21 protein-coding genes are annotated in these 20,294 nt (G+C 52.6%); 8 read left to right on the forward strand and 13 right to left on the reverse strand.

Annotated elements, in window-relative coordinates; all coding sequences use genetic code 11:
- The first annotated feature begins 124 nt into the window (after positions 1–124).
- Positions 125–1,585 carry a phospholipase D family protein gene (locus NP77_RS17385; RefSeq protein WP_003849932.1) on the forward strand — a complete coding sequence of 487 codons (1,461 nt, stop codon included), beginning with the start codon at positions 125–127 and terminating at the stop codon, positions 1,583–1,585.
- A gap of 295 nt (positions 1,586–1,880) precedes the next feature.
- Here the strand turns inward: NP77_RS17385 and mdoC are convergent, their stop codons facing one another.
- The gene (gene mdoC, locus NP77_RS17390) at positions 1,881–3,014 is read right to left on the reverse strand and encodes a glucans biosynthesis protein MdoC (RefSeq protein WP_008925914.1); all 1,134 of its coding nucleotides are present in this window, start codon (positions 3,012–3,014) and stop codon (positions 1,881–1,883) included.
- Positions 3,015–3,282: 268 nt separating this feature from the next.
- Here mdoC and NP77_RS17395 point away from each other — a divergent pair, with 268 nt between their 5' ends.
- The 3 genes from NP77_RS17395 to NP77_RS17405 all read left to right on the forward strand — a co-directional run bounded on the left by NP77_RS17395 (position 3,283) and on the right by NP77_RS17405 (position 7,732).
- Positions 3,283–4,818: a glucan biosynthesis protein G gene (locus tag NP77_RS17395; RefSeq protein WP_175501468.1), complete on the forward strand. Its 1,536-nt coding sequence runs from the start codon at positions 3,283–3,285 to the stop codon at positions 4,816–4,818.
- Complete coding sequence (mdoH, locus tag NP77_RS17400) at positions 4,811–7,363, forward strand: glucans biosynthesis glucosyltransferase MdoH (protein WP_039661007.1); 2,553 nt, start codon at positions 4,811–4,813, stop codon at positions 7,361–7,363. The genes NP77_RS17395 and mdoH overlap by 8 nt, the downstream gene beginning before the upstream one ends.
- Positions 7,364–7,492: 129 nt before the next feature.
- On the forward strand, positions 7,493–7,732 hold the full coding sequence (locus NP77_RS17405) for a YceK/YidQ family lipoprotein (RefSeq protein WP_033743162.1): 240 nt from the start codon (positions 7,493–7,495) through the stop codon (positions 7,730–7,732).
- Here NP77_RS17405 and NP77_RS17410 read toward each other — a convergent pair.
- The 3 genes from NP77_RS17410 to NP77_RS17420 form a co-directional block, all read right to left on the reverse strand.
- Positions 7,723–8,124, reverse strand: a complete 402-nt coding sequence (locus NP77_RS17410; protein WP_003849925.1) for a MysB family protein — start codon at positions 8,122–8,124, stop codon at positions 7,723–7,725. The two genes, NP77_RS17405 and NP77_RS17410, sit on opposite strands and share 10 nt — an antisense overlap.
- A 131-nt stretch (positions 8,125–8,255) precedes the next feature.
- Entirely contained in the window at positions 8,256–8,522 is a 267-nt protein-coding gene (locus NP77_RS17415) for a hypothetical protein (protein ID WP_008925916.1), read from the reverse strand.
- 536 nt (positions 8,523–9,058) lie between these two features.
- Positions 9,059–9,982, reverse strand: coding sequence for a Kdo(2)-lipid IV(A) acyltransferase (locus NP77_RS17420; protein ID WP_008925917.1), 924 nt, complete (start codon positions 9,980–9,982; stop codon positions 9,059–9,061).
- 253 nt (positions 9,983–10,235) lie between these two features.
- On the opposite strand from NP77_RS17420, the gene NP77_RS17425 reads away from it, so the two are divergent.
- A complete protein-coding gene (locus tag NP77_RS17425; protein WP_003849918.1) occupies positions 10,236–11,285 on the forward strand; it encodes a rhodanese-related sulfurtransferase in 1,050 nt (349 codons plus the stop codon).
- A gap of 39 nt (positions 11,286–11,324) precedes the next feature.
- Here the strand turns inward: NP77_RS17425 and NP77_RS17430 are convergent, their stop codons facing one another.
- From NP77_RS17430 to grxB, 9 genes are all read right to left on the reverse strand, one after another.
- Positions 11,325–11,900, reverse strand: coding sequence for a YceI family protein (locus NP77_RS17430; RefSeq protein ID WP_003849916.1), 576 nt, complete (start codon positions 11,898–11,900; stop codon positions 11,325–11,327).
- Between the two features lies 1 nt (position 11,901).
- A complete protein-coding gene (locus NP77_RS17435) occupies positions 11,902–12,477 on the reverse strand; it encodes a cytochrome b (protein ID WP_003849915.1) in 576 nt (191 codons plus the stop codon).
- A 295-nt stretch (positions 12,478–12,772) separates the two neighbouring features.
- A complete protein-coding gene (solA, locus tag NP77_RS17440) occupies positions 12,773–13,885 on the reverse strand; it encodes an N-methyl-L-tryptophan oxidase (RefSeq protein ID WP_008925919.1) in 1,113 nt (370 codons plus the stop codon).
- Positions 13,886–13,979: 94 nt separating this feature from the next.
- Entirely contained in the window at positions 13,980–14,234 is a 255-nt protein-coding gene (bssS, locus tag NP77_RS17445; protein WP_003849911.1) for a biofilm formation regulator BssS, read from the reverse strand.
- A 246-nt stretch (positions 14,235–14,480) separates the two neighbouring features.
- Positions 14,481–14,753 carry a hypothetical protein gene (locus NP77_RS17450; protein WP_003849909.1) on the reverse strand — a complete coding sequence of 91 codons (273 nt, stop codon included), beginning with the start codon at positions 14,751–14,753 and terminating at the stop codon, positions 14,481–14,483.
- A 144-nt stretch (positions 14,754–14,897) separates the two neighbouring features.
- Positions 14,898–15,143: a DNA damage-inducible protein I gene (gene dinI / locus NP77_RS17455; RefSeq protein WP_003849907.1), complete on the reverse strand. Its 246-nt coding sequence runs from the start codon at positions 15,141–15,143 to the stop codon at positions 14,898–14,900.
- A 62-nt stretch (positions 15,144–15,205) separates the two neighbouring features.
- The gene (gene pyrC / locus NP77_RS17460) at positions 15,206–16,249 is read right to left on the reverse strand and encodes a dihydroorotase (protein ID WP_003849906.1); all 1,044 of its coding nucleotides are present in this window, start codon (positions 16,247–16,249) and stop codon (positions 15,206–15,208) included.
- 134 nt (positions 16,250–16,383) lie between these two features.
- Positions 16,384–16,947, reverse strand: a complete 564-nt coding sequence (locus NP77_RS17465; protein ID WP_003849904.1) for a lipoprotein — start codon at positions 16,945–16,947, stop codon at positions 16,384–16,386.
- Between the two features lie 115 nt (positions 16,948–17,062).
- Positions 17,063–17,710 carry a glutaredoxin 2 gene (gene grxB, locus NP77_RS17470; protein WP_003849902.1) on the reverse strand — a complete coding sequence of 216 codons (648 nt, stop codon included), beginning with the start codon at positions 17,708–17,710 and terminating at the stop codon, positions 17,063–17,065.
- Positions 17,711–18,009: 299 nt separating this feature from the next.
- Here grxB and rimJ point away from each other — a divergent pair, with 299 nt between their 5' ends.
- The 3 genes from rimJ to NP77_RS17485 are packed head-to-tail and all read left to right on the forward strand — an operon-like array spanning position 18,010 to position 20,177.
- On the forward strand, positions 18,010–18,600 hold the full coding sequence (gene rimJ, locus NP77_RS17475; protein ID WP_003849899.1) for a ribosomal protein S5-alanine N-acetyltransferase: 591 nt from the start codon (positions 18,010–18,012) through the stop codon (positions 18,598–18,600).
- A 16-nt stretch (positions 18,601–18,616) separates the two neighbouring features.
- A complete protein-coding gene (locus tag NP77_RS17480) occupies positions 18,617–19,255 on the forward strand; it encodes a DUF480 domain-containing protein (RefSeq protein WP_008925922.1) in 639 nt (212 codons plus the stop codon).
- A 1-nt stretch (position 19,256) separates the two neighbouring features.
- Positions 19,257–20,177, forward strand: coding sequence for a Gfo/Idh/MocA family protein (locus NP77_RS17485; protein WP_008925923.1), 921 nt, complete (start codon positions 19,257–19,259; stop codon positions 20,175–20,177).
- Positions 20,178–20,294: the final 117 nt, after the last annotated feature.

The raw sequence follows: 20,294 nt of genomic DNA on the forward strand, positions 1-20,294 counted from the left end.
GATCGTCCGGTTAAGTCTAGACTAAAAAACGCCCATAACTGCCCACGCATTCGGAACAGAGGTATGGTGTCAGAGGGCGGGCCGGGGAATAATAAAAAATAACTGCATTTTACAGGGAATTGTCATGACCGAAGCGTTTGAGCTCTCCCAGTCATCGGAACGTACCAGCTGGCTGGAAACGCAGCTGGAGCCAGAGTGTCAGCGTCATCCGGGAATGAGCGGTGTCCATCAGCTGAGCGACGGGCTGGATGCCTTTGCCGCACGCTATCTGCTGATGCAAAAAGCGGAACGTTCACTCGATATTCAGTACTACATCTGGCAAAACGATCTGTCGGGACGGTTGCTGTTCAGCGCGGTGCTGGAGGCGGCCCGTCGTGGCGTGAAAGTGCGGCTGCTGCTGGATGACAACAATACGCCGGGCCTGGACGATACGCTCGCCCAGCTTAATCGCCATCCCAACATTGAAGTGCGGCTGTTTAATCCCTTCTCGTTTCGTACCCTGCGCGCACTGGGATATCTCACTGACTTTACCCGTCTGAATCGCCGCATGCACAACAAGAGCTTTACCGTGGACGGTGTCACGACTGTGGTCGGCGGGCGTAATATCGGCGACGAATATTTCGGCACCGGCAATGAACCGTTGTTTGCCGATCTGGACGTGATGGCGATAGGCCCCGTGGTGAAAGAAGTCGCAGAGGATTTTGAGCGTTACTGGCGCAGTAAGCCGGTATCAAAGCTGCAGCAGGTGCTGGATGAAGAGGAATCCGAAGAGGACAGTGTGAGCCTGCCAGCAGAATGGCGTCACAGTGAACCGGTACAGCGTTACCTTCAGCGGCTGGAAAATTCGTCACTGCTACAGGAGCTGGAAGAGGGCACGCTGGACCTGACCTGGGCGAAAGCGCGACTGCTCAGTGATGATCCGCGTAAAGGACTGGGTAAAGCACGCGCCAGAAGCCTGCTGCCGCAGCGGATGATGGAGGTGATTGGTACGCCGCAGGAGCAGTTCGACATCATCTCTGCCTATTTTGTGCCGACACGCGCTGGCGTCGCTCAGTTGCTGGCGCTGAAGCGCAAAGGGGTAAAAATTGCCATTCTGACCAACTCGCTGGCGGCCAACGATGTCTCAATTGTCCATGCCGGCTATGCTAAGTGGCGCAAAAAACTGCTGCGTCACGGCATCGCGCTCTATGAACTTAAACCACAGGCGGGCGTGCCTGATGCCCCGCACGACCGGGGATTAACCGGTAACTCGGGCTCCAGCCTGCATGCCAAAACCTTTTCGGTAGATCAACAGACGCTGTTTATCGGTTCGTTTAACTTCGATCCGCGTTCTGCCGTGTTGAATACCGAGATGGGGCTGGTCATTGAGAGTGCGGCGCTGGCCGCAGAGACGCATCAGCGTTTCAGCCACTCGATGCGCGATCGGGCATGGACGCTGCGGCTGGATAAGTGGGGAAGGGTTAACTGGCTGGAGTATCCGGATGAGCCGCAGCAGATTGTGCATAAACACGAACCGGGTTGCTCGTGGTGGCAACGTCTTCAGGTAAGGCTGGTGTGGCGACTGCCGATTGAGTGGCTGCTGTAAACAGGACCTTGCCTGGGTACAGGGCTGGCTCAGGAAGCATACGCCCTCCGCAAAGGCGCAAAACCCGCCATCCATGGCTCGCTCAGCGCGGGCGATTACGCACCTCATCTCTGAGGTGCGCCCGTTGCCGGGCCAACGCGTTGCGTTGTTCAAAAACGCTCCCGACGTTTGTGTCCCTGGCCCGCTATGCTTTGCTACGTGTGTATGCTCCCATCGCTTTAAACGCTTAAGCGGTCTGTGAGACACATCGTTTATAGCCTGACCTCACTGATGGCCTGAGATCAGTGATCGCCTGTCATTGTGCTTGTTTACGCTCAAATTTCCCCGAGAACAGGAAACGCAGCAGCGGGATGCGCAGGTGAATCTCATACAGCAGAAACGCGATGCCAAACACCATCAGCAGGCCCACAAAGAAGCCCAGCGTGTTGTTTTCAATCCGTGGTGTGACATAAATACCATACAAGAGCGTCAGCGGATGGTGCACCAGATAGATAAACAGCGACGCATTCACCAGATACATGATGCGTGGCGAATGCGAATTCAGCAGCTTATGACCAAAGCAGAAGCAGACGTTCAGCATGCAGAGACCCATCAGCGTGGTGATAATCGCATCCAGCTCATATAACCAGCCATCGCCGCTGCTGAGACGCTGATTTGTGCAGTAGGCAACAAACATCACCACCGCGCCGATCCACATCACCGGATTAAACCGCACAAACAACTGCTTCAGCGGCGGATGTTTCCATGCCAGCGCCCCCAGCATAAAGAACGGCAGATAGAAAAGCGTTTGCATAACCACAATGCTGAATAAGCCATCCATCAGCCAGGCTGGCTGGAATATAAACACCAGACGGCGGAACACACACCACACCAGCGCCCATGTCAGTACACCCGCGGTCAACGCTCCCCAGCCCACCCGCGTATAATCAATGGTGCGGTGCTGATCGCGCAACCAGCGGAACGTGACCATGCCGAGCGTGGTCAGCATCACCAGCACCACCAGGAACCACAGGTGTGAAATCAGCTCCCACATCAGGTTATTGAATTTCTGGTACGGCGTGAATCGCGGCCAGTCAGCCAGCTTATCTGTCCAGGCCTTCAGCATGAAAAATTGCGGCAGCGTGAGCAGCGGAACGGCGGTGAGTAGCGGGATCCCCACACGCTCCAGACGCACTTTCAGGAAGCGACGTGGCTGATAGCGCAGATACAACATGTAGGAGAAGTATCCTGAAATGACAAAAAACACCTGCATACGAAATGCATGAATAAAGTCATTCAGCAGCGTCAGCCATAACGAGGCCTCATGACTGTTGACGGCCCATTTTTGCGCGGAGTAAATGAGGGAAACATGAAAAGGTACCCCCAGTAACATCAGATACGCGCGTATGGAATCAAGAAAGTATTCACGTTCAGGTTTTACAGTACTCATAAAGTTCCAGTTCGTTAGTACGTATGGCCGGTTTCACCCTGAAACCGGATTATGTTCTGTGAAAAGTCTACCTGGGATAAACCAGGTATACTATCAGTGGAATCCGTAGTGTCTAATTGTCCTAAAAGTAGCGTTAACCCAGACGAAATGCGGGAACAATGTTGCGCATAAGCTGTCGGAAAACCGAATAATCCTTTAAGATAAACGGGTTTGATTTAAGCACACGAAAGGGGGGGATGTGCCGACTAAAGAAAAAAATAAAGCCGGACTGATGAAGGTACGCTGGATTGGTACTGCAGTTCTGCTGGCGTTGTACGCCAATAACAGTTGGGCGTTTAACATCGATGATGTAGCCAAACAAGCCAAAGCGTTGGCAGGGAAAAGCTTTGAAGCGCCTAAAAGCAATTTACCCTCTCAATTTCGTGAAATGAAATTTGCTGATTATCAGCAGATCCAGTTTAACCACGATAAAGCGTATTGGGGCAAACTGCGCACGCCATTCAAGCTGGAGTTCTATCATCAGGGCATGTATTTCGATACCCCGGTGCAGATCAACGAAGTGACGGGCAGCGCGGTACGCGAGATTAAATACAACCCCGACTATTTTAATTTCGGTAACGTAAAACATGACGCAGAAGCGGTAAAAAACCTCGGATTTGCGGGTTTCAAAGTGCTTTACCCACTCAACAACAAGGGTAAAAACGATGAGATCGCCAGCTTCCTGGGTGCAAGCTACTTCCGTGTGATCGGTGCTGGCCAGGTTTATGGCCTGTCGGCGCGTGGCCTTGCCATCGATACGGCGTTGCCATCCGGTGAAGAGTTCCCGCGTTTCAAAGAATTCTGGATTCAGCGTCCTAAACCGCAGGACAAGCAGCTGGTGATCTACGCACTGCTTGATTCGCCGCGTGCGGCGGGCGCGTATCGCTTTGTGCTGCATCCGGGTGAAGCGTCAACGGTTGATGTGCAGTCTAAAGTTTACCTGCGTGATAACGTCGGCAAACTGGGGATCGCACCACTGACCAGTATGTTCCTGTTTGGTCAGAACCAGCCGTCGACGGTGAACAACTTCCGTCCGGCACTGCACGACTCTGATGGACTCTCTATCCATAATGGCAACGGAGAGTGGATTTGGCGTCCGCTGAATAACCCGCGTCATCTGGCGGTGAGCACGTTCACCATTGAGAATCCGAAAGGTTTTGGTCTGCTGCAACGTGGGCGTGACTTTGACAACTACCAGGATCTGGACGACCGCTATGACCTGCGTCCAAGCGGCTGGGTTGAGCCAATCGGCGACTGGGGTAAAGGCCGGGTTGAACTGGTTGAAATCCCGACGGCAGATGAAACCAACGACAACATCGTTGCTTTCTGGACGCCAGAGACGCTGCCAGAGCCTGGTAAAGAGATGAACTTCAAATATCGTCTGCACTTCTCGCGCGACGAAAACCAGCTGCACTCCGATGATACCGCCTGGGTCAAAAATACCCTGCGTTCAGCGGGTGACGTGAAGCAATCTAATCTGGTGCGTCAGCCGGATGGCACCGTGGCTTTCACCATCGACTTCGTGGGTAAAGACATGAGTAAGATGGCGGAAAACAGTCAGGTGGCACCTCAGGTCAGCGTCGGTAAAAATGCTGATGTGGTTGAGCAGAGCGTACGTTATAACCCGGTCACCAAAGGCTGGCGTCTGGTGTTGCGTCTGCGTGTGAAAGATGCCAAACAGTCCACGGAAATGCGTGCGGCCCTGGTAAGCGGCGACAAGACATTGACGGAAACCTGGAGCTATCAGTTACCTGCCAATGAATAAATCGACTTTTACACCTCAACGTTATGTGGAATCTCTGCCGCTGGATGCGGCAGGGAAGGCACGCCTGAGCGTCTCCTTGCAGAATGCCGGCGAGTTCCACTTCATCCATGATACGCTGGGAAGGGATGTCGCAGCCAGTGATCGTCCGGATGATGCGCCGTTAAAATCGGTCTCATCGCGGGTTGAAATGGCCTGGCCTGATTCATTGGCCGACGGTCAGCAGCTGGGCAAAGATTATCTCGACCGCACCACGCTGAAAGCGATGCCGAAGGTCAAACGCTCACTGATGTTCCCGGAAGCGTGGCGGACCAACCCGGTCGCCCGTGCCTGGGACTCACTGCGTGGACACAAATCGGTTCCGCGTTATGCCAATGCGGAAGAGCGTCGTGCCGAAGAGAAGTGGCGTCATGTCGGTTCAATTCGTCGCTACATCCTGCTGATCCTGACCATATTTCAGACGGTGGTCGCCACCTGGTACATGAAGAGTATTCTGCCTTATCAGGGCTGGACGCTTCTGGATCCGATGGAGATGATCAATCAGAACTGGCAGCAGTCAGTGATGCAGATTCTGCCTTACTTATTGCAGACCGGTATCCTGTTCCTGTTCGCCATACTCTTCTGCTGGGTCTCTGCTGGCTTCTGGACAGCACTGATGGGCTTCCTGCAGCTGCTGATTGGACGTGACAAATACAGTATCTCTTATTCAACGGTCGGAGATGAGCCGCTAAATCCGGAACATCGTACTGCGCTGATTATGCCGATCTGTAATGAAGACGTTGAGCGTGTTTACGCCGGTCTGCGTGCGACATGGGAATCCGTGGTTCGCACCGGTAACGCTGAACACTTTGACGTTTACATCCTCAGCGACAGTTACGATGCGGATATCGCCATTGCCGAGCAGAAAGCCTGGATGGAGCTGGTGCGGGATGTTGGCGGTGCAGGCAAGATTTTCTATCGCCGTCGTCGTCGTCGTGTGAAGCGTAAAAGCGGCAACATCGATGACTTCTGCCGTCGCTGGGGCAGCAACTATAGCTACATGGTCGTGCTGGATGCGGATAGCGTTATGAGCGGTGAGTGTCTCACCGGTCTGGTACGCATGATGGATGCTAACCCGAATGCCGGGATCATCCAGTCCTCGCCGAAAGCATCGGGTATGGATACGCTGTATGCGCGCTGTCAGCAATTTGCCACGCGTGTATACGGTCCGCTGTTTACGGCCGGTCTTCACTTCTGGCAACTGGGCGAATCTCACTACTGGGGTCACAACGCCATTATTCGCGTAAAACCCTTTATTGAGCACTGTGCACTGGCTCCGTTACCGGGTGAGGGCTCTTTTGCCGGGTCGATCATGTCCCATGACTTTGTGGAAGCTGCGCTGATGCGTCGTGCTGGCTGGGGCGTCTGGATTGCCTATGACCTGCCGGGATCCTATGAAGAGCTGCCACCGAACCTGCTGGATGAGCTGAAGCGTGACCGCCGCTGGTGTCACGGTAACCTGATGAACTTCCGCCTGTTCCTGGTAAAAGGGATGCACCCGGTACACCGTGCGGTATTCCTGACCGGTGTGATGTCCTACCTGTCTGCTCCGCTGTGGTTTATGTTCCTGGCGCTTTCAACTGCCTTGCAGGTGGTGCATACGCTGATGGAACCGACCTACTTCCTGCAGCCACGGCAGCTGTTCCCGGTCTGGCCGCAGTGGCGTCCCGAGCTGGCAATAGCGTTGTTCTCGACCACCATGGTGCTGTTGTTCCTGCCGAAGATGCTGAGTGTGGTGTTGATCTGGTTCAAAGGGTCAAAAGCCTACGGAGGTCCTCTGCGCCTGCTGGCTTCACTGGTGCTGGAAACGCTGTTCTCAGTGCTGCTGGCGCCGGTACGTATGCTGTTCCATACGGTGTTTGTTGTCAGTGCCTTCCTCGGCTGGGAAGTGGTGTGGAACTCTCCGCAACGTGATGACGATGCGACGCCGTGGAGCGAGGCATTTAAACGTCACGGTTCGCAGATGGCATTGGGTCTGGTGTGGGCAACGGGTATGGGACTGCTGGATCTTAACTTCCTGTGGTGGCTGGCCCCGATTGTCTTCTCGCTGATTCTGTCTCCGTTTGTTTCTGTGATGTCGAGCCGCTCAACACTGGGTCTTAAGAGCAAGAAAGCCAAATTGTTCCTGATCCCGGAAGAGTACTCGCCGCCGCAGGAGCTGGTGGATACCGATCGTTATGTGCTGCTAAACCGCGAACGTGCGCTGGAAAATGGCTTTATGCATGCCCTGTTCCATCCAGCGTTTAACGCACTCGCAACGGCACTGGCGACATCGCGCCACAAGCAGAGTCAGCTGCTGGACTATGCACGCGACCGTCGTGTGGATCAGGCACTGAGCGATGCACCGGATAAACTGGGCCGCGAGCAGCGACTGCAGTTAATCAGCGATCCGGTGGTACTGGCCCGTGTTCATACCCGACTGTGGGAAAATGCGGATAAGTATCATCAGTGGGTAGAGAGTTATCAGAAACTTAACCTCAACCCTAACGCGCTGGCAAAAAACGCGTAATCTGAAAAGCGGCAGCGATGCCGCTTTTTTTATGGGATTAAAACAGCGATACGCTGATAAATTGTTTGCTGGCAGTCACCGTGAGCAGCGCGTGACGTTCTCAATGGCAGTTCATAGCGGGTATCAGTGGTGAAAGCATTTTTAAAGGCAGGCGTTGTTGTAGCTGCGGTGCTTTGCTTAAGCGGATGTGGCAGTATCATCAGTCGCACCCTGCCGGGGCAGGGACACGGCAATCAGTATTATCCCGGCGTACAGTGGGATGTACGCGACAGCGGCTGGCGAGTCTTAACGATCCTCGATTTGCCACTGTCGCTGGTGGTTGACACCCTGTTGTTACCGGTGGATGCCAGTCACGGTCCTTACGAATAACTGCGATCGGAGTCGCTGTTATCATCTTCCCACTCTTGCGCGGCGGCTTCACCCTCTTCGGTGTCCAGCGGCGGCTCAAGCTGGAATTCGCCGTCATCCCACTCGTGCAGGGTATTTTCTGCTAACCACTCCTGACGCAGTTCAACTTCGTCAAAGTCAGCATCAAAGATGGCCTGTGCGGCGTCACCGCTGCGGAAGGGCAGGCATTCGCCCGCTTCACCTTCATCGGTCAGGAACTCAGCCTGCCACATAATATCGCCATCCTGCATGACATACTTTTGCAGGCCAAACTGACTGATCGATGCTTCTTCTTCATCCACCTCAGGATTGTTAGCGAGGTACTCTTCACGTGCAGCATCAATCGCTTCCTCTAACGTACTGTACATGCTCATCAATCTTCTCCTTACCGGGTTCATTAACTGCAGATTCATTTGATTTCAGTGAAGGATAGACGAAATTCAGGGGAGGGAAAGGGCGGGTCAGTGCAACTGGCGGGAAATAAACCATTTCCCGCCAGTCAGGGTCAGATCATCTTTTGTGGAAAGTGCAGAACGGGTTGAACAGAGTCATGAATCACCGGCGCTGAGTAGCGGATACAGCATTTTATACAGGGCTTAACTTTCTTAAAATTAATTCTGGCGATGGAAAGCGCCTGGCTCAGGTTATATAAAGTGCCAATGAAGATGACTTCATCTTTATCTGGCATTCGCTTACACCCTTTACGATGAAGGAAATGATAATTTTCCTGATCGGTACCAATTGTGACGTAATAGTAGAGACCTTTGTTCATATAATATGTCCCGATAGAGGTTTGCTGTGTTGTCTTTTTATAATTTTTGTCAGAGCGGTTAAAGATCTGACTGTCACGAAAGAAACTACCGATTAGCTTTAACTTCTTCAAATGCCATAACGGTCTATCAGGCTGTTAAAAAAATGTAAAAAGGAATATAGGTCAAATTAACAAGGCAAAAGCTTGTAATATAAGTTAATTTTAATCGATCCATTAGCCAGAATACATCGTTAAGCCTGGCTAAATAGGATTAGGCCTGGTTTGAAAGTTAATTAGCACCAGATATTATTAAATACAGTACGCTGAAAATTAATGACTAAAAAGAAACCAGGCAAAATAGCGCCTGCTAGTAAGGTTTTTGATTATAAAATCGAATTTTAAATAGATAAATAAACTATCTTGAACTTCATGGTTGATTAATTAACGGTCCTGAAAATTCGATGAAACGATGATCCCGCCACGAGCGACTGATTTATTCAGCAGAGCATAGAGTAAGAAAAGCGCTAAATGCCAGAAAGACATTTAGCGCGAAAGGATTAATAACGGGAGGGTTCGCCTTCGGGGCGGGTTTTAAAGCGACGATGAAGCCACATATACTGTTCCGGTGCCAGCAACACGCCTTCTTCAACCACTTTGTTCATTCTGGCAGCGGTGACAACATCGCTCTCCAGCGTAAATTCGTCGCTGATGTCAGGCAGTATCATCAGTTCATAACCACGACCACCAGGCAGACGACGCGGCACAAAGGGAATAACCGCCGGTTTACCAGTACGAATCAGCAAATGGGTGCCCACCGTGGTTGCCGCTTTTTCCACAGCAAAGAAGGGCGCAAAAACGCTGCTGCGTGGGCCATAATCATGGTCGGGTGCGTACCAGATAATGTCGCCGTTTTTCAGCGCGCGAATCATTCCTTTAAGATCTTTGCGGTCAATCATACTTTTATTTGAACGCATCCGGCCTTTAACCTGCAGCCAGTCGATCAATTTGTTGTCATTAGGGCGATAGACGCCAATGCCTGGATTATGGATACCAAACATGCGCGCCCCAATTTCCAGTGTCAGAAAGTGCATGCCAATAAGCAGGACACCACGCTGACTATCCCGCGCCTGCTGAATATGCTCCAGACCTGAAGGCTTATGCCATTTATTGATGCGCCAGTCAGGCCAGAACCATGCCATCCCGGTCTCGATCAATCCCATGCCAACCGATTCGAAATTGTGTTTTACCATCGCTTCACGTTCATTGATCGGCATTTCCGGAAAACATAATTCCAGATTACGTCGGGCGACACTGACGCGGTGCTTCATAAAACGCATCCCGATACGACCAATATTGCAGCCGAGAACATAAAGCAGGGGATAGGGAAGTAGCACCAAAAGATAAAGAAAAGCGACACCCACCCAGGTCAACCAATAGCGCGGGTGAAGCAGTTCTCGTGAAAACTGAGGCAACTGGGTCATATGAAGGTTAATTTTCCTGCGTCGCGCACCGTGCGGTGCTGATATCTCATTAATTTCTGCCATTGTGCCAGTTTTTATCGGGCGTATAAATATCACTGACGGAACAGGCTACTGCAGGCGGATGTAAACTCTCCAGATATTGGCGGAAAAAACAGCAATAGATGATCGGTTATGACACTGGCCTTTGCATCCTGCTGAAATCAGGTATCATGTGCCCGCTAAAATTCTCCTATTGATAACAGGAAAGAACACCATGCCAGTGTTACATAACCTCGTTTCCAATAAAGAGCTGAAGGCGCGCATGCTGGCTGAAACTGAGCCGCGCACCACTGTCTCTTTTTACAAATATTTCCAGATTGCCGATCCAAAAGCATTCCGTGATGCGCTCTACGTTGGCCTGACAGCACTCAAGGTGTTTGGCCGCGTCTATGTGGCGCACGAAGGTATTAATGCGCAGATCAGCGTGCCCGCCAGTCAGTATGAAAAGATGAAAGCGTGGCTCTATAGCTTTGATCCGGCGCTGAATAATCTGCGTATGAATATTGCACTGGATGATGATGGAAAATCGTTCTGGGTGCTGCGTCTGAAAGTGCGTGATCGCATTGTTGCAGACGGTATTGAAGACAGCAGTTTCGATGCCAGCAATGTGGGTCAGTATCTTAAAGCAGCAGACGTTAACGCGATGCTGGACGATCCTGACGCGCTGTTCGTGGATATGCGAAACCACTACGAATATGAAGTGGGGCGTTTTGATAATGCGCTGGAAGTGCCTGCTGACACCTTCCGCGATCAATTGCCGATGGCGGTTGATATGCTGCAGGATCAGAAAGACAAAAAGATCGTAATGTACTGCACCGGCGGGATCCGCTGTGAAAAAGCCAGCGCCTGGATGCGGCACAACGGCTTTGAGGATGTCTATCACATTGAAGGCGGGATCATCGAGTATGCCCGCCGCGCGCGTGAGCAGGGGTTACCGGTACGCTTCAAAGGCAAAAACTTTGTCTTTGATGAGCGGATGGGTGAACGTATTTCTGACGACGTGCTGTCGAACTGTCATCAGTGCGGCGAACCCTGTGATACCCACGTCAATTGCGTCAATGACGGCTGTCATCTGCTGTTTATTCAGTGCAAAAGCTGCGCAGAGAAGTTTGAGAACTGCTGCAGCCCAATCTGTCAGGAAGAAGCAAAACTCTCTCCGGAAGAGCAGCGCGCTCGCCGGGCGGGACGTGAGAATGGCAATAAGATCTTTAACAAGTCACGTGGCCTGTTAAATATGACTATTCCTTCGCCAGTGAAGAAATAAACGTGGCCGCCTGAAGTGAGCTTCAGGCGGCGTGTTGTTTTACTGACGTACACCTTCAACTGAGATCATCAGCTGCACCTTCTGCGAAGCGGGCCCCAGATCTTTAGTGATGTTGAAATCTTTCAGTGCAATTTCCCCTTCGGCCTCAAAGCCAGCGCGGTAACCGCCCCACGGATCTTTACCTTCACCCAGCATTTTCGCCTCCAGCGTCACCGGTTTCGTCACGCCATTCAGCATCAGATTGCCGGTAATCTTCAGCTCATCACCCTCTTTTTTTACCTCTGTGGATGTAAACGTGGCCTGCGGGTTTTTACTGGTGTTCAGGAAGTCAGCGCTGCGCAGGTGCTTGTCACGTTCAGCGTGATTGGTATCGACGCTGCTGGTGTTAATCGTGACGTCGACTTTGTCTGCTGCAGGGTTCTTCTCATCAAAAGTGAAGCTGCCATCGAAATCTTTAAAGGTGCCGTAGAGCCAGCTGTAACCCAGATGCTGAATACGGAACTGAATAAACGCGTGCTGGCCCTCTTTATCGATTTTATAGTCTGCAGCATTGGCGGTCATCGAACTGAGCAGCAGGCTGGCACCGGTCATCGCCAGCAGAGTCTTTTTGAACATATTATTTATCCTTTTCAGAGGGAGAAGGGATGCGTAAACCTGACATCCGTTTTAGGGTGATATCACGATCGATAAAATGATGTTTTAACGCAGCCAGACCATGCAGTACCGAGAGGATCACAACCGTCCAGGCCAGCCAGAGGTGAATGTCGCCCGCCAGGTCAGCCTGTGCGCCTGCACCGCTGAACAGCGCGGGCAGGGTAAACCAGCTAAATACAGATATCGGTTTGCCATCGGCGGTTGAGATCAGATAGCCACTGATTAAAATGGTCAGCAGCAGGGTGTACAGCAAAAGGTGCGCAACCATTGAACTGATACGCACCAGCGGGGAATAACTGCTCAGCGGTTTTGGCGGCGGCGAAATAACACGCCACACCAGACGAACAATCAACGCCAGCAGCAGCATCACGCCAATGCTTTTATGAATTTCCGGCGCGTCGTGATACCAGCTATCGTAGTAGCCCAGGCCCACCATCCATAACCCCAGCGCAAACATGGCATAAATCGCCAGCGCCATACACCAGTGCAGCAGCACGGCAATCAGTCCAAACTGATGAGATGAATTGCGTAATAACATGATGTCGTTTCAAAAGAGAAATAATATGAAATAAGAATCTACATTATGAAATATAAAAGCAATTGCCCTTACGTTTCTATAAATTTTATTTTTTAATATGAAATGGCTGAATAAAAGGAGGTGAAGATGCGCAATATTTCTGAATGAGTTATTTGTGGCAAAGGGCTCGTCAACGAATAAGGCGGCGAATTAACCTGAAGTGCGGAATAAAACCGTGTCTTTATGTCAGCAAAATTCAGTTTACGTCAGTTAATGTCAATGGGTGGCGCCCACTTGATGCCACCCATTTTCAGCGTCAGAAGCGCGAAAGGCGGAAAGGGGTCAGATCAAATGAGAACGGTTTTTTCTGAGCAAATTCTGCAGCCAGTTCACCTAATACACTGGCAAATTTAAACCCGTGTCCGCTGAGTCCGGTAATCAATAAACGGTCAGGTTCACCTGGCAGCGTATCAATAATAAAGTCCTCATCCGGGCTGAAATCGTAGCTGCAGGCTTCACCATGCAGACAGACACCCACGCCGGGTAAAAACTGACGCAGGAAACCAAAGGCTTCACTGCCATCGGCCGCGACCGCACCAAAAGGTTTACGATCCTCTGGTTGCTGCATCGGCTGCCCGCCATCATGACGCCCCACCTTCAACGCGTTGTTATCCGCCGGGAAGCCATAGAACTGGCTGCCATTCGTCATTTCCACCGTAAAGCCGGGAAACTTATTGTTTTCGCTGTAGCGACCATCAGCCTGATACCAGGCAAACACTTTTCGGGTGGGGGCCACTGGCAGGTCAGGAACTAATTTACCGACCCAGGTGCCGGCACTGACCAGCATTTTGCGACCCCGATAGATACCGTCCAGGGTGGTGACCTGCTGCAGATCGCCATCACGTCCCAGCTCGGTGACCGGACAGTTAAACAGCTGTGCACAGCCCGCCTGCTCCGCCAGCTGAATCCAGCTGCGAACCGCCTGTTCGCACTTCAGATAGCCGGAGTCCGGCTCAAAGACGCCCAGATAACCCTCAGGCACGTTAATTTGCGGCCAGCGCTTTCGCACGTCATCGGGCTGCATTACCTCAATGTTGAGTTGCCAGCGAGCGGCGCTGTCGATGACGTTCTGAATAAAAGGTGACTGAATTGGCGCAAGGTTAAGTACGCCGCTGCGATGCATAATGCGCTCACCGGCGCGCTGTTCCAGTTCATCCCACAGCGTCTGCGCTCGCAGGACCAGGGGAACGTAGCGTTCGCCTTCGCCATAAGCGTGACGGATCAATCGACTTTCGCCGTGATGAGTGCCCTGATTGTGGGGAGGATGTGCACTGTCGATCATCAGCACCGATAAACCCGCCTGGGTAGCATAGTAGCCTGCCGCCGCGCCCACTGAGCCGCTGCCGACGACGATAAGATCATAAATCATGATAACTGTGCTCTAAGAGTAAGATAATCAAAAGAATACCAGAAACAGAAACGAAAAAGGCACCCCTGAGGGCGCCTCTTTGATGCGGCAGAGATTAATGCTTATTGAGGAGTCGTTCTATCTGCTCGGCTGATTCTATCTTGGCGATGCCCGCTTCGAGTATCGAGATAAACTGCCTTGCCACATCCGTTGTCAGCCAGTAAGTAGGGCCAACATCCGCTTCTTCTTCTTTTTGATCCTGCGACGACAGCGAGTGCAGGCGGATCATCATGGCGTCATAGCTATCAACGGTACTGATATCCCAGCCCACCAGCGGATGAGTCTGAATAACGTCTTTTCTTCTGTCCATTATAACCTCCTTATTACTCGTTAAACGAAGTGCATGGTGAGGTTCAATGCGGCTTTTTTATTCCAATAGCGAAACTATTATAACAGTAAACCAGGGAATCATGACTTTAAAAAGGCCGTGAGTCAGCTTCTCACAGAATATTTGCGTTTGAAAGGCGCGGAGGAAAAAATAAAATGCCTGGCAGACAGGCATTTTAATCACTATTCATTGGGCAGGCAAAAAGTGGCTTCAGCTACGTGAGCGTGCTTAAAGTGTCGGGCTTTCTGGGACGATGCCGCCGCCGCGTTTCTGCAGTGTTTCTGCCAGACGGGCAAAGTGCTGCTGAAGCTGTTCATCATGGTTTTGATTTTGGGCTTCCAGCGACAGATTGTGCACCAGCAGCTGACTGGCGCGATCGTCAAGACAGAAAATCAGACTGGAAAAGGCATTTTCCAGCACCGTCAAACGACGCTGTTGATCACCAATCAGTGCTAACAACTCACCAAAGGTCATCGCCTCTTCCGGTTTATCAGTAGTCATGGTGCGCACCTCCTGTTATGCGTGACGAGCGCAAGGATAGGGCATTGATCATTAAGAGTCTAGATGCAGAGAGGGGGAAGTGCGAGAGGGAAGAAAAGATAAAAAAACCGGGTGGCGACACCCGGAAAAAAAGCACAGTGGCGGTTAATCAGTAATGAACCAGTCATCAGCACTTTCCCACGTCTGCTGCAGGATTTCGCTGATCTGGTCGCGCGTCTCTTTTCCACCGCCCAGCACGCTGAGATTATTGGCACTGGCGTAACGTACCTTGACGTGATTGGTCGAGTCAGGGAACTGTTCATCAATGCGGCGCGATAATTCATCGCTTAACGCTTCAATCGCGCCTGCAGGAAGAGGTCGGGTATTGGATACGGTAATTTCAACGCGCATAATAGCCTCCGGTTAAGATACTGTATATATTTACAGTATCTGCGGGCCGGAGGCAAGTAAAATTATGCGATGCGCCAGTTCAGTGTTTCACCCGCCAGGAACGGCACCAGAGCGTGGCTGCCGAGCGCGATTGATTCAGGCACCTGCCAGGGCTCACGCACCAGCGTAATCGTTCCTTCATTCAGCGGCAGGCCGTAGAAACGCGGCCCATTCTCAGAACAGAACGCTTCGAAATGTTCCAGCGCGTTCAGCTCTTCGAAAACGGTAGCGTAAGCGGGCAATGACGTTGGCGCATTAAACACGCCAGCGCAGCCGCAGCTGGCTTCTTTGAGATGGCGCAGATGCGGCGCAGTGTCAGTGCCGAGGAAGAATCGTGGGTTTCCGCTTGCTACCACCTTACGCAGCGCTTCCTGATGCACGTTGCGCTTAAGGATCGGCAGGCAGTAGAGGTGCGGACGAATACCGCCCACCAGCATATGGTTGCGGTTAAACATCAGATGCTGCGGGGTAATGGTTGCGCCCAGCGTCTCATCGGCGGCGGCGACATAGTCTGCGGCGTCCTGCGTGGTAATGTGCTCCATCACCACCTTCAAGGCCGGAAACTGGCTGCGCAGCGGCACCATTACGGTTTCGATAAACCGGGCTTCACGGTCAAAAATATCAACGTGTGCATCGGTAACTTCACCGTGGATCAGCAGCGGCATACCGAGCTTCTGCATACGCTCCAGCACGCGGGCAATCGACGCGATGTTGGTGACGCCATGGCTGGAGTTGGTGGTGGCGTGCGCAGGATAGAGCTTGGCCGCGGTGAACAATCCCGAGGTAAAACCGCGCTCCAGCTCATCAGGATCCAGCGAGTCGGTCAGATAGCAGGTCATCAGCGGCGTAAAAGCGTGCCCGGCGGGCAGCGCCGCCAGGATACGATCGCGGTACGCTTCACCTGCCGCCACGCTGGTTACCGGCGGCACCAGGTTCGGCATGACAATGGCACGACCATTCACCGCGCTGGTATAGGGCAGGACCGTGTTGAGCATCTCATCATCACGCAGATGAATATGCCAGTCGTCAGGGCGACGCAGGGTAAGTTGCTGAGGTTGTGCTGTCATCAGTGAAGCTCCGGCAGAAGGGAAACAAAAGGCATGTTTTGGCCGGGGTCTAAGCATAAGGATTCAGGCAACCGTTTGCACCTGCTTTTTATGTCGATAAAGAAAATCCGCGCCATAAGGCGCGGAGATCGGGATTACTGTGTGAACGGAATGACCAGTTCTCCCGGTTTCACTTCCAGTCCTTTGGCAAATTTCTTCGCCAGCGACTCGCCTTTACTGCGGTCAGCACTCAGTACATAAGCAGGATTTTGATCAAAATAGCTTTTGAGTGACTGATTCAGGTATGGCGTCAGCGTCTTCATAATTGACGCCATTTTTTCCGGGGCAACCTGCGTATCGACAATCTCCAGATCGCGAAGATAGATGGCGCCCTGCTGCGGCTCATAAACCGGCTGAGCACGCATCTTCAATTGCATATCGGCCTGCTGAGGACCAAACAGTGAGGTGACGTTAATTTTTGCATTGCCGGAAAGTGTCACCTTTCCTGGCTCTTCGCGCCCAATCTGACTGGTCAGGTTGTTCAGCACAATATGCGCGTTAACCAGTCCGGATACGCCAATGTCTTTCTCATAGTTGTTATGCTTCTGCAGCGCCTGATTCACTTCCTGTTCGCTGATGGTGTATTGGGTCAGTTGATTACATCCGCTCACCAGCAGCGCAATCAACAGGGCCGTCAGCCCGAAAAATGCCTTTTTCATCGATCTTTATCCTGAATATCAGAGCCAGTAAACAGGCTATAGCCTGCCTGAATGCGGGGCGGGTGTCATCAGGAAAGGGATGAGAAACGCCGCAGCGTCTCTCATCGCGGCAGGGTTAGTGGGATATTGAAGAGAGAAGATTTACCTGGGTCTGTTTAGCCATATTATCGCGGTAGTCAGCGACCCGTGCTGGCCAGTCGATACCCGCCACCAGCGTCAGTGAGCGCAGCAGTGGAAAGAGATTAAAATCATCTTCTGACAGCTCGCCGTTCACCGCATTGGGCTGTTCGATTAATTTGTCCAGCTTGCGCAGATCCTGGCTGACATTTTTAATCAGCCCGGCCGAGTGACTTTTCAGCGCGTCAAAATCACCGATGCTTGCCTGCTTTTTGGTGCGGAAATAGTCACGCGCCTCCGGGGTAGCGAATTCGGCAAACGCCGACTCAGCAATGCGCGGCAGTAGCAGTTTGTTGACATAGCTATTCATATGACGCAGCCAGTCAGCGATTGCCGGATTCAGCGCGCCGGTAATCAGCGGCTCGCGATCCTGCTGATCGACATAATGCACAATATCCATACTCTCAGGCATCGCGCTGCCATCCTGCTTCTGCAGAATCGGCGCCATTTTCTGCCCAATCAGCCGGTTCGGCGTCTCCTCGTCGTCGTTTAGCATCACCACCAGCTCAACCGGTTTGTTCTTCAGGCCAAAAATCATTCGCGCTTTAACGCAGAAAGGACAGTGGTCATAGATATAGAGCTTCATCCTGATCTCCCGGGTTTCAGAGGGTTATTGTTAAACAGAACGAATCAATTCTTTCTGTTTTCGGGCGTGTGAAAAGTATGGAAGAGATTACTCAACAGGGCAAACTCACCTGGCAGAGGCATCACAGGAACCGCCGCTTAAACCAGCCATTCTGATGAATGAAAGCGGTGATAACAGAGCAAAATCAACCTCTTTATGGCGAAAAAGCTGTAACGTTTTACCGCAGCCCAGGCGACGGTTATAGTGAAAGCCGATTAATGACGGCTCATCTTCATCAGCCATTGATTTCAGGAGTCAGGATGTTTGGCTATCGTTCTGCCGCGCCCAGGGTGCGATTAACCACCGATAGACTGGTGGTCCGTCTGGTTCACGAACGTGATGCCTGGCGAATGGCAGATTACTATTCGGAAAATCGCCAGTTTTTAAAACCCTGGGAACCGGTGCGCGATGACAGCCACTGCTATCCCTCAGGGTGGCAGGCAAGGCTCGGACTGATTTCGGACATGCATAAGCAGGGTTCCGCCTTCTATTTTATTCTCATGGACAGCGATGAAACCGAGGTGCGGGGCGTGGCGAATTTCAGCAACGTGCTGCGCGGATCGTTTCACGCCTGTTACCTTGGCTATTCACTGGGTGAAAAGTGGCAGGGACAAGGGCTGATGTTTGAGGCGTTGCAGGCGGCTATCCGCTATATGCAGCGCCAGCAGCATATTCATCGCATCATGGCGAACTACATGCCGCACAACCAGCGCAGCGGCGATCTTCTGGCGCGACTGGGTTTTGAGAAAGAGGGATACGCGAAAGATTATCTGCTAATTGATGGGCGCTGGCAGGATCACGTGCTGACAGCGTTAACTCTGCGGGAATGGACGCCTGACCGGCGTGGATAATGATGAGGATGCGAGCATGAAGATGGTTTTATCGGCGCAGGCGTTGCGCGTACTGGGCTGTCTGCTGGAGAAGCAGGTCACCACGCCGGAGCAGTATCCGCTGTCACTGAATGGTGTTGTGGTTGCCTGTAATCAGAAATCGAATCGCGATCCGGTCATGGAGCTAAGCGAAAGCGAGGTTCAGAATCAGCTCGATCTGCTGGAAAAACGGCATCTGATCACCGCCAGCAGCGCCGCCGGGCAACGGGTAGTGAAATATGAGCAGCGTTTCTGTAACTCTGCGTTTGGTGCGCTGAAGCTCAACAGCGCGGAAGTCGCCCTGCTGACGCTGCTGCTGCTGCGCGGGCCACAAACACCTGGCGAACTGCGTACCCGCAGCGGTCGTCTGCATGAGTTCAGTGACGTCAGCGAGGTCGAGCAGACGCTGGAAGGCCTGATGCAGCGTGACGACAGTGCACAGGTGATGCGCCTGGCGCGAGAGCCGGGTAAGCGTGAAAGCCGCTTTATGCATCTGCTGAGTGATGAGAGCGATCAGCCGCAGGCCGCTGACGCGCCGGAAGAGCAGGGCGACCTGGCGACGCGCATTACCCTGCTGGAGCAGCAGGTCGCGGCGCTTCAGGCCCAACTCACCCAACTGCTGCAAACGGAGCGCTGAAATGACACTACGTATTGGTGTGGTGGGATTAGGCGGTATCGCGCAGAAAGCCTGGTTGCCTGTGCTTTCTGCAGCAACAGACTGGACGCTGGTGGGCGCATTCTCCCCGAATCAGGCCAAAGCCCGCCCAATCTGCGACAGTTATCGCATCTCAAATTTTGGTTCGTTAAATGATTTAGCGGCTGCCTGCGACGCGGTCTTTGTCCACAGCAGCACCGCTACGCATTACGACGTGGTCAGGGCACTGCTGCTGGCCGGAAAAGATGTCTGTGTGGACAAGCCGCTGGCTGAAACTCTGGAGCAGGCTGAGTCGCTGGTGGCGCTGGCGGAAAAACGTCAGCGTAAACTGATGGTGGCGTTTAACCGTCGATTCGCGCCGCGCTATCAGCAGCTGCGGGCGAAGATGACCGACGCTGCCTCTCTGCGGATTGAAAAGCATCGCAGCGATAGCGTCGGGCCACAGGATCTTCGCTTTACCCTGCTCGACGATTACCTGCATGTGGTGGACACCGCACTCTGGCTGGGCGGCAAACCGTTTCGCCAGGTTCAGGGACGTATCGACACCAACGAACAGGGACAGATGCTCTATGCTGAGCACCATTTCAGTGTTGAAGGATTAACGATCTCCACCAGCATGCACCGCCGCGCAGGCAGTCAGCGCGAGCGGGTCAGTGCGGTATGTGACGGTAAGTGCATCGACATCAGCGAGATGCGCGACTGGCACGAAGAGCAGAGTGATGGCCTGATAATTACGCAGCCACCCGCCTGGCAGAGCCATCTTGCTCAGCGCGGTTTCAGCGGCGCGGCGCACCATTTCATTGACTGTGTACAAAATCAGACGAAGCCTGAAACCAGCGGTGAACAGGCGCTGATGGCGCAGCGTGTCGTGGAAAAACTGTGGCGCGAGGCCACCCGCGAATAACGCCTTGTAACACTCCGTGCTGGTCATTTCCCTCTGTGGCAGTAGACTGTCGCCGGGCATCCTCAGGTGCCCGCGCTAATTCTCCTTTTTTGCTGATTCTTTTCAGGATGCGCCGTC

This window comes from Pantoea sp. MBLJ3 (assembly GCF_000816655.1).
GTDB lineage: Bacteria > Pseudomonadota > Gammaproteobacteria > Enterobacterales > Enterobacteriaceae > Pantoea > Pantoea eucalypti.

Bases quoted from the DNA above. Each gene is read 5' to 3' on its own strand.
- NP77_RS17385 (WP_003849932.1), top strand. From the start codon at position 125: ATGACCGAAGCGTTTGAGCTCTCCCAGTCATCGGAACGTACCAGCTGG.
- mdoC (WP_008925914.1), bottom strand. From the start codon at position 3,014: ATGAGTACTGTAAAACCTGAACGTGAATACTTTCTTGATTCCATACGC.
- mdoH (WP_039661007.1), top strand. From the start codon at position 4,811: ATGAATAAATCGACTTTTACACCTCAACGTTATGTGGAATCTCTGCCG.
- NP77_RS17410 (WP_003849925.1), bottom strand. From the start codon at position 8,124: ATGAGCATGTACAGTACGTTAGAGGAAGCGATTGATGCTGCACGTGAA.
- NP77_RS17415 (WP_008925916.1), bottom strand. From the start codon at position 8,522: ATGAACAAAGGTCTCTACTATTACGTCACAATTGGTACCGATCAGGAA.
- NP77_RS17420 (WP_008925917.1), bottom strand. From the start codon at position 9,982: ATGACCCAGTTGCCTCAGTTTTCACGAGAACTGCTTCACCCGCGCTAT.
- NP77_RS17425 (WP_003849918.1), top strand. From the start codon at position 10,236: ATGCCAGTGTTACATAACCTCGTTTCCAATAAAGAGCTGAAGGCGCGC.
- NP77_RS17430 (WP_003849916.1), bottom strand. From the start codon at position 11,900: ATGTTCAAAAAGACTCTGCTGGCGATGACCGGTGCCAGCCTGCTGCTC.
- NP77_RS17435 (WP_003849915.1), bottom strand. From the start codon at position 12,477: ATGTTATTACGCAATTCATCTCATCAGTTTGGACTGATTGCCGTGCTG.
- solA (WP_008925919.1), bottom strand. From the start codon at position 13,885: ATGATTTATGATCTTATCGTCGTCGGCAGCGGCTCAGTGGGCGCGGCG.
- bssS (WP_003849911.1), bottom strand. From the start codon at position 14,234: ATGGACAGAAGAAAAGACGTTATTCAGACTCATCCGCTGGTGGGCTGG.
- NP77_RS17450 (WP_003849909.1), bottom strand. From the start codon at position 14,753: ATGACTACTGATAAACCGGAAGAGGCGATGACCTTTGGTGAGTTGTTA.
- dinI (WP_003849907.1), bottom strand. From the start codon at position 15,143: ATGCGCGTTGAAATTACCGTATCCAATACCCGACCTCTTCCTGCAGGC.
- pyrC (WP_003849906.1), bottom strand. From the start codon at position 16,249: ATGACAGCACAACCTCAGCAACTTACCCTGCGTCGCCCTGACGACTGG.
- NP77_RS17465 (WP_003849904.1), bottom strand. From the start codon at position 16,947: ATGAAAAAGGCATTTTTCGGGCTGACGGCCCTGTTGATTGCGCTGCTG.
- grxB (WP_003849902.1), bottom strand. From the start codon at position 17,710: ATGAAGCTCTATATCTATGACCACTGTCCTTTCTGCGTTAAAGCGCGA.
- rimJ (WP_003849899.1), top strand. From the start codon at position 18,010: ATGTTTGGCTATCGTTCTGCCGCGCCCAGGGTGCGATTAACCACCGAT.
- NP77_RS17480 (WP_008925922.1), top strand. From the start codon at position 18,617: ATGAAGATGGTTTTATCGGCGCAGGCGTTGCGCGTACTGGGCTGTCTG.
- NP77_RS17485 (WP_008925923.1), top strand. From the start codon at position 19,257: ATGACACTACGTATTGGTGTGGTGGGATTAGGCGGTATCGCGCAGAAA.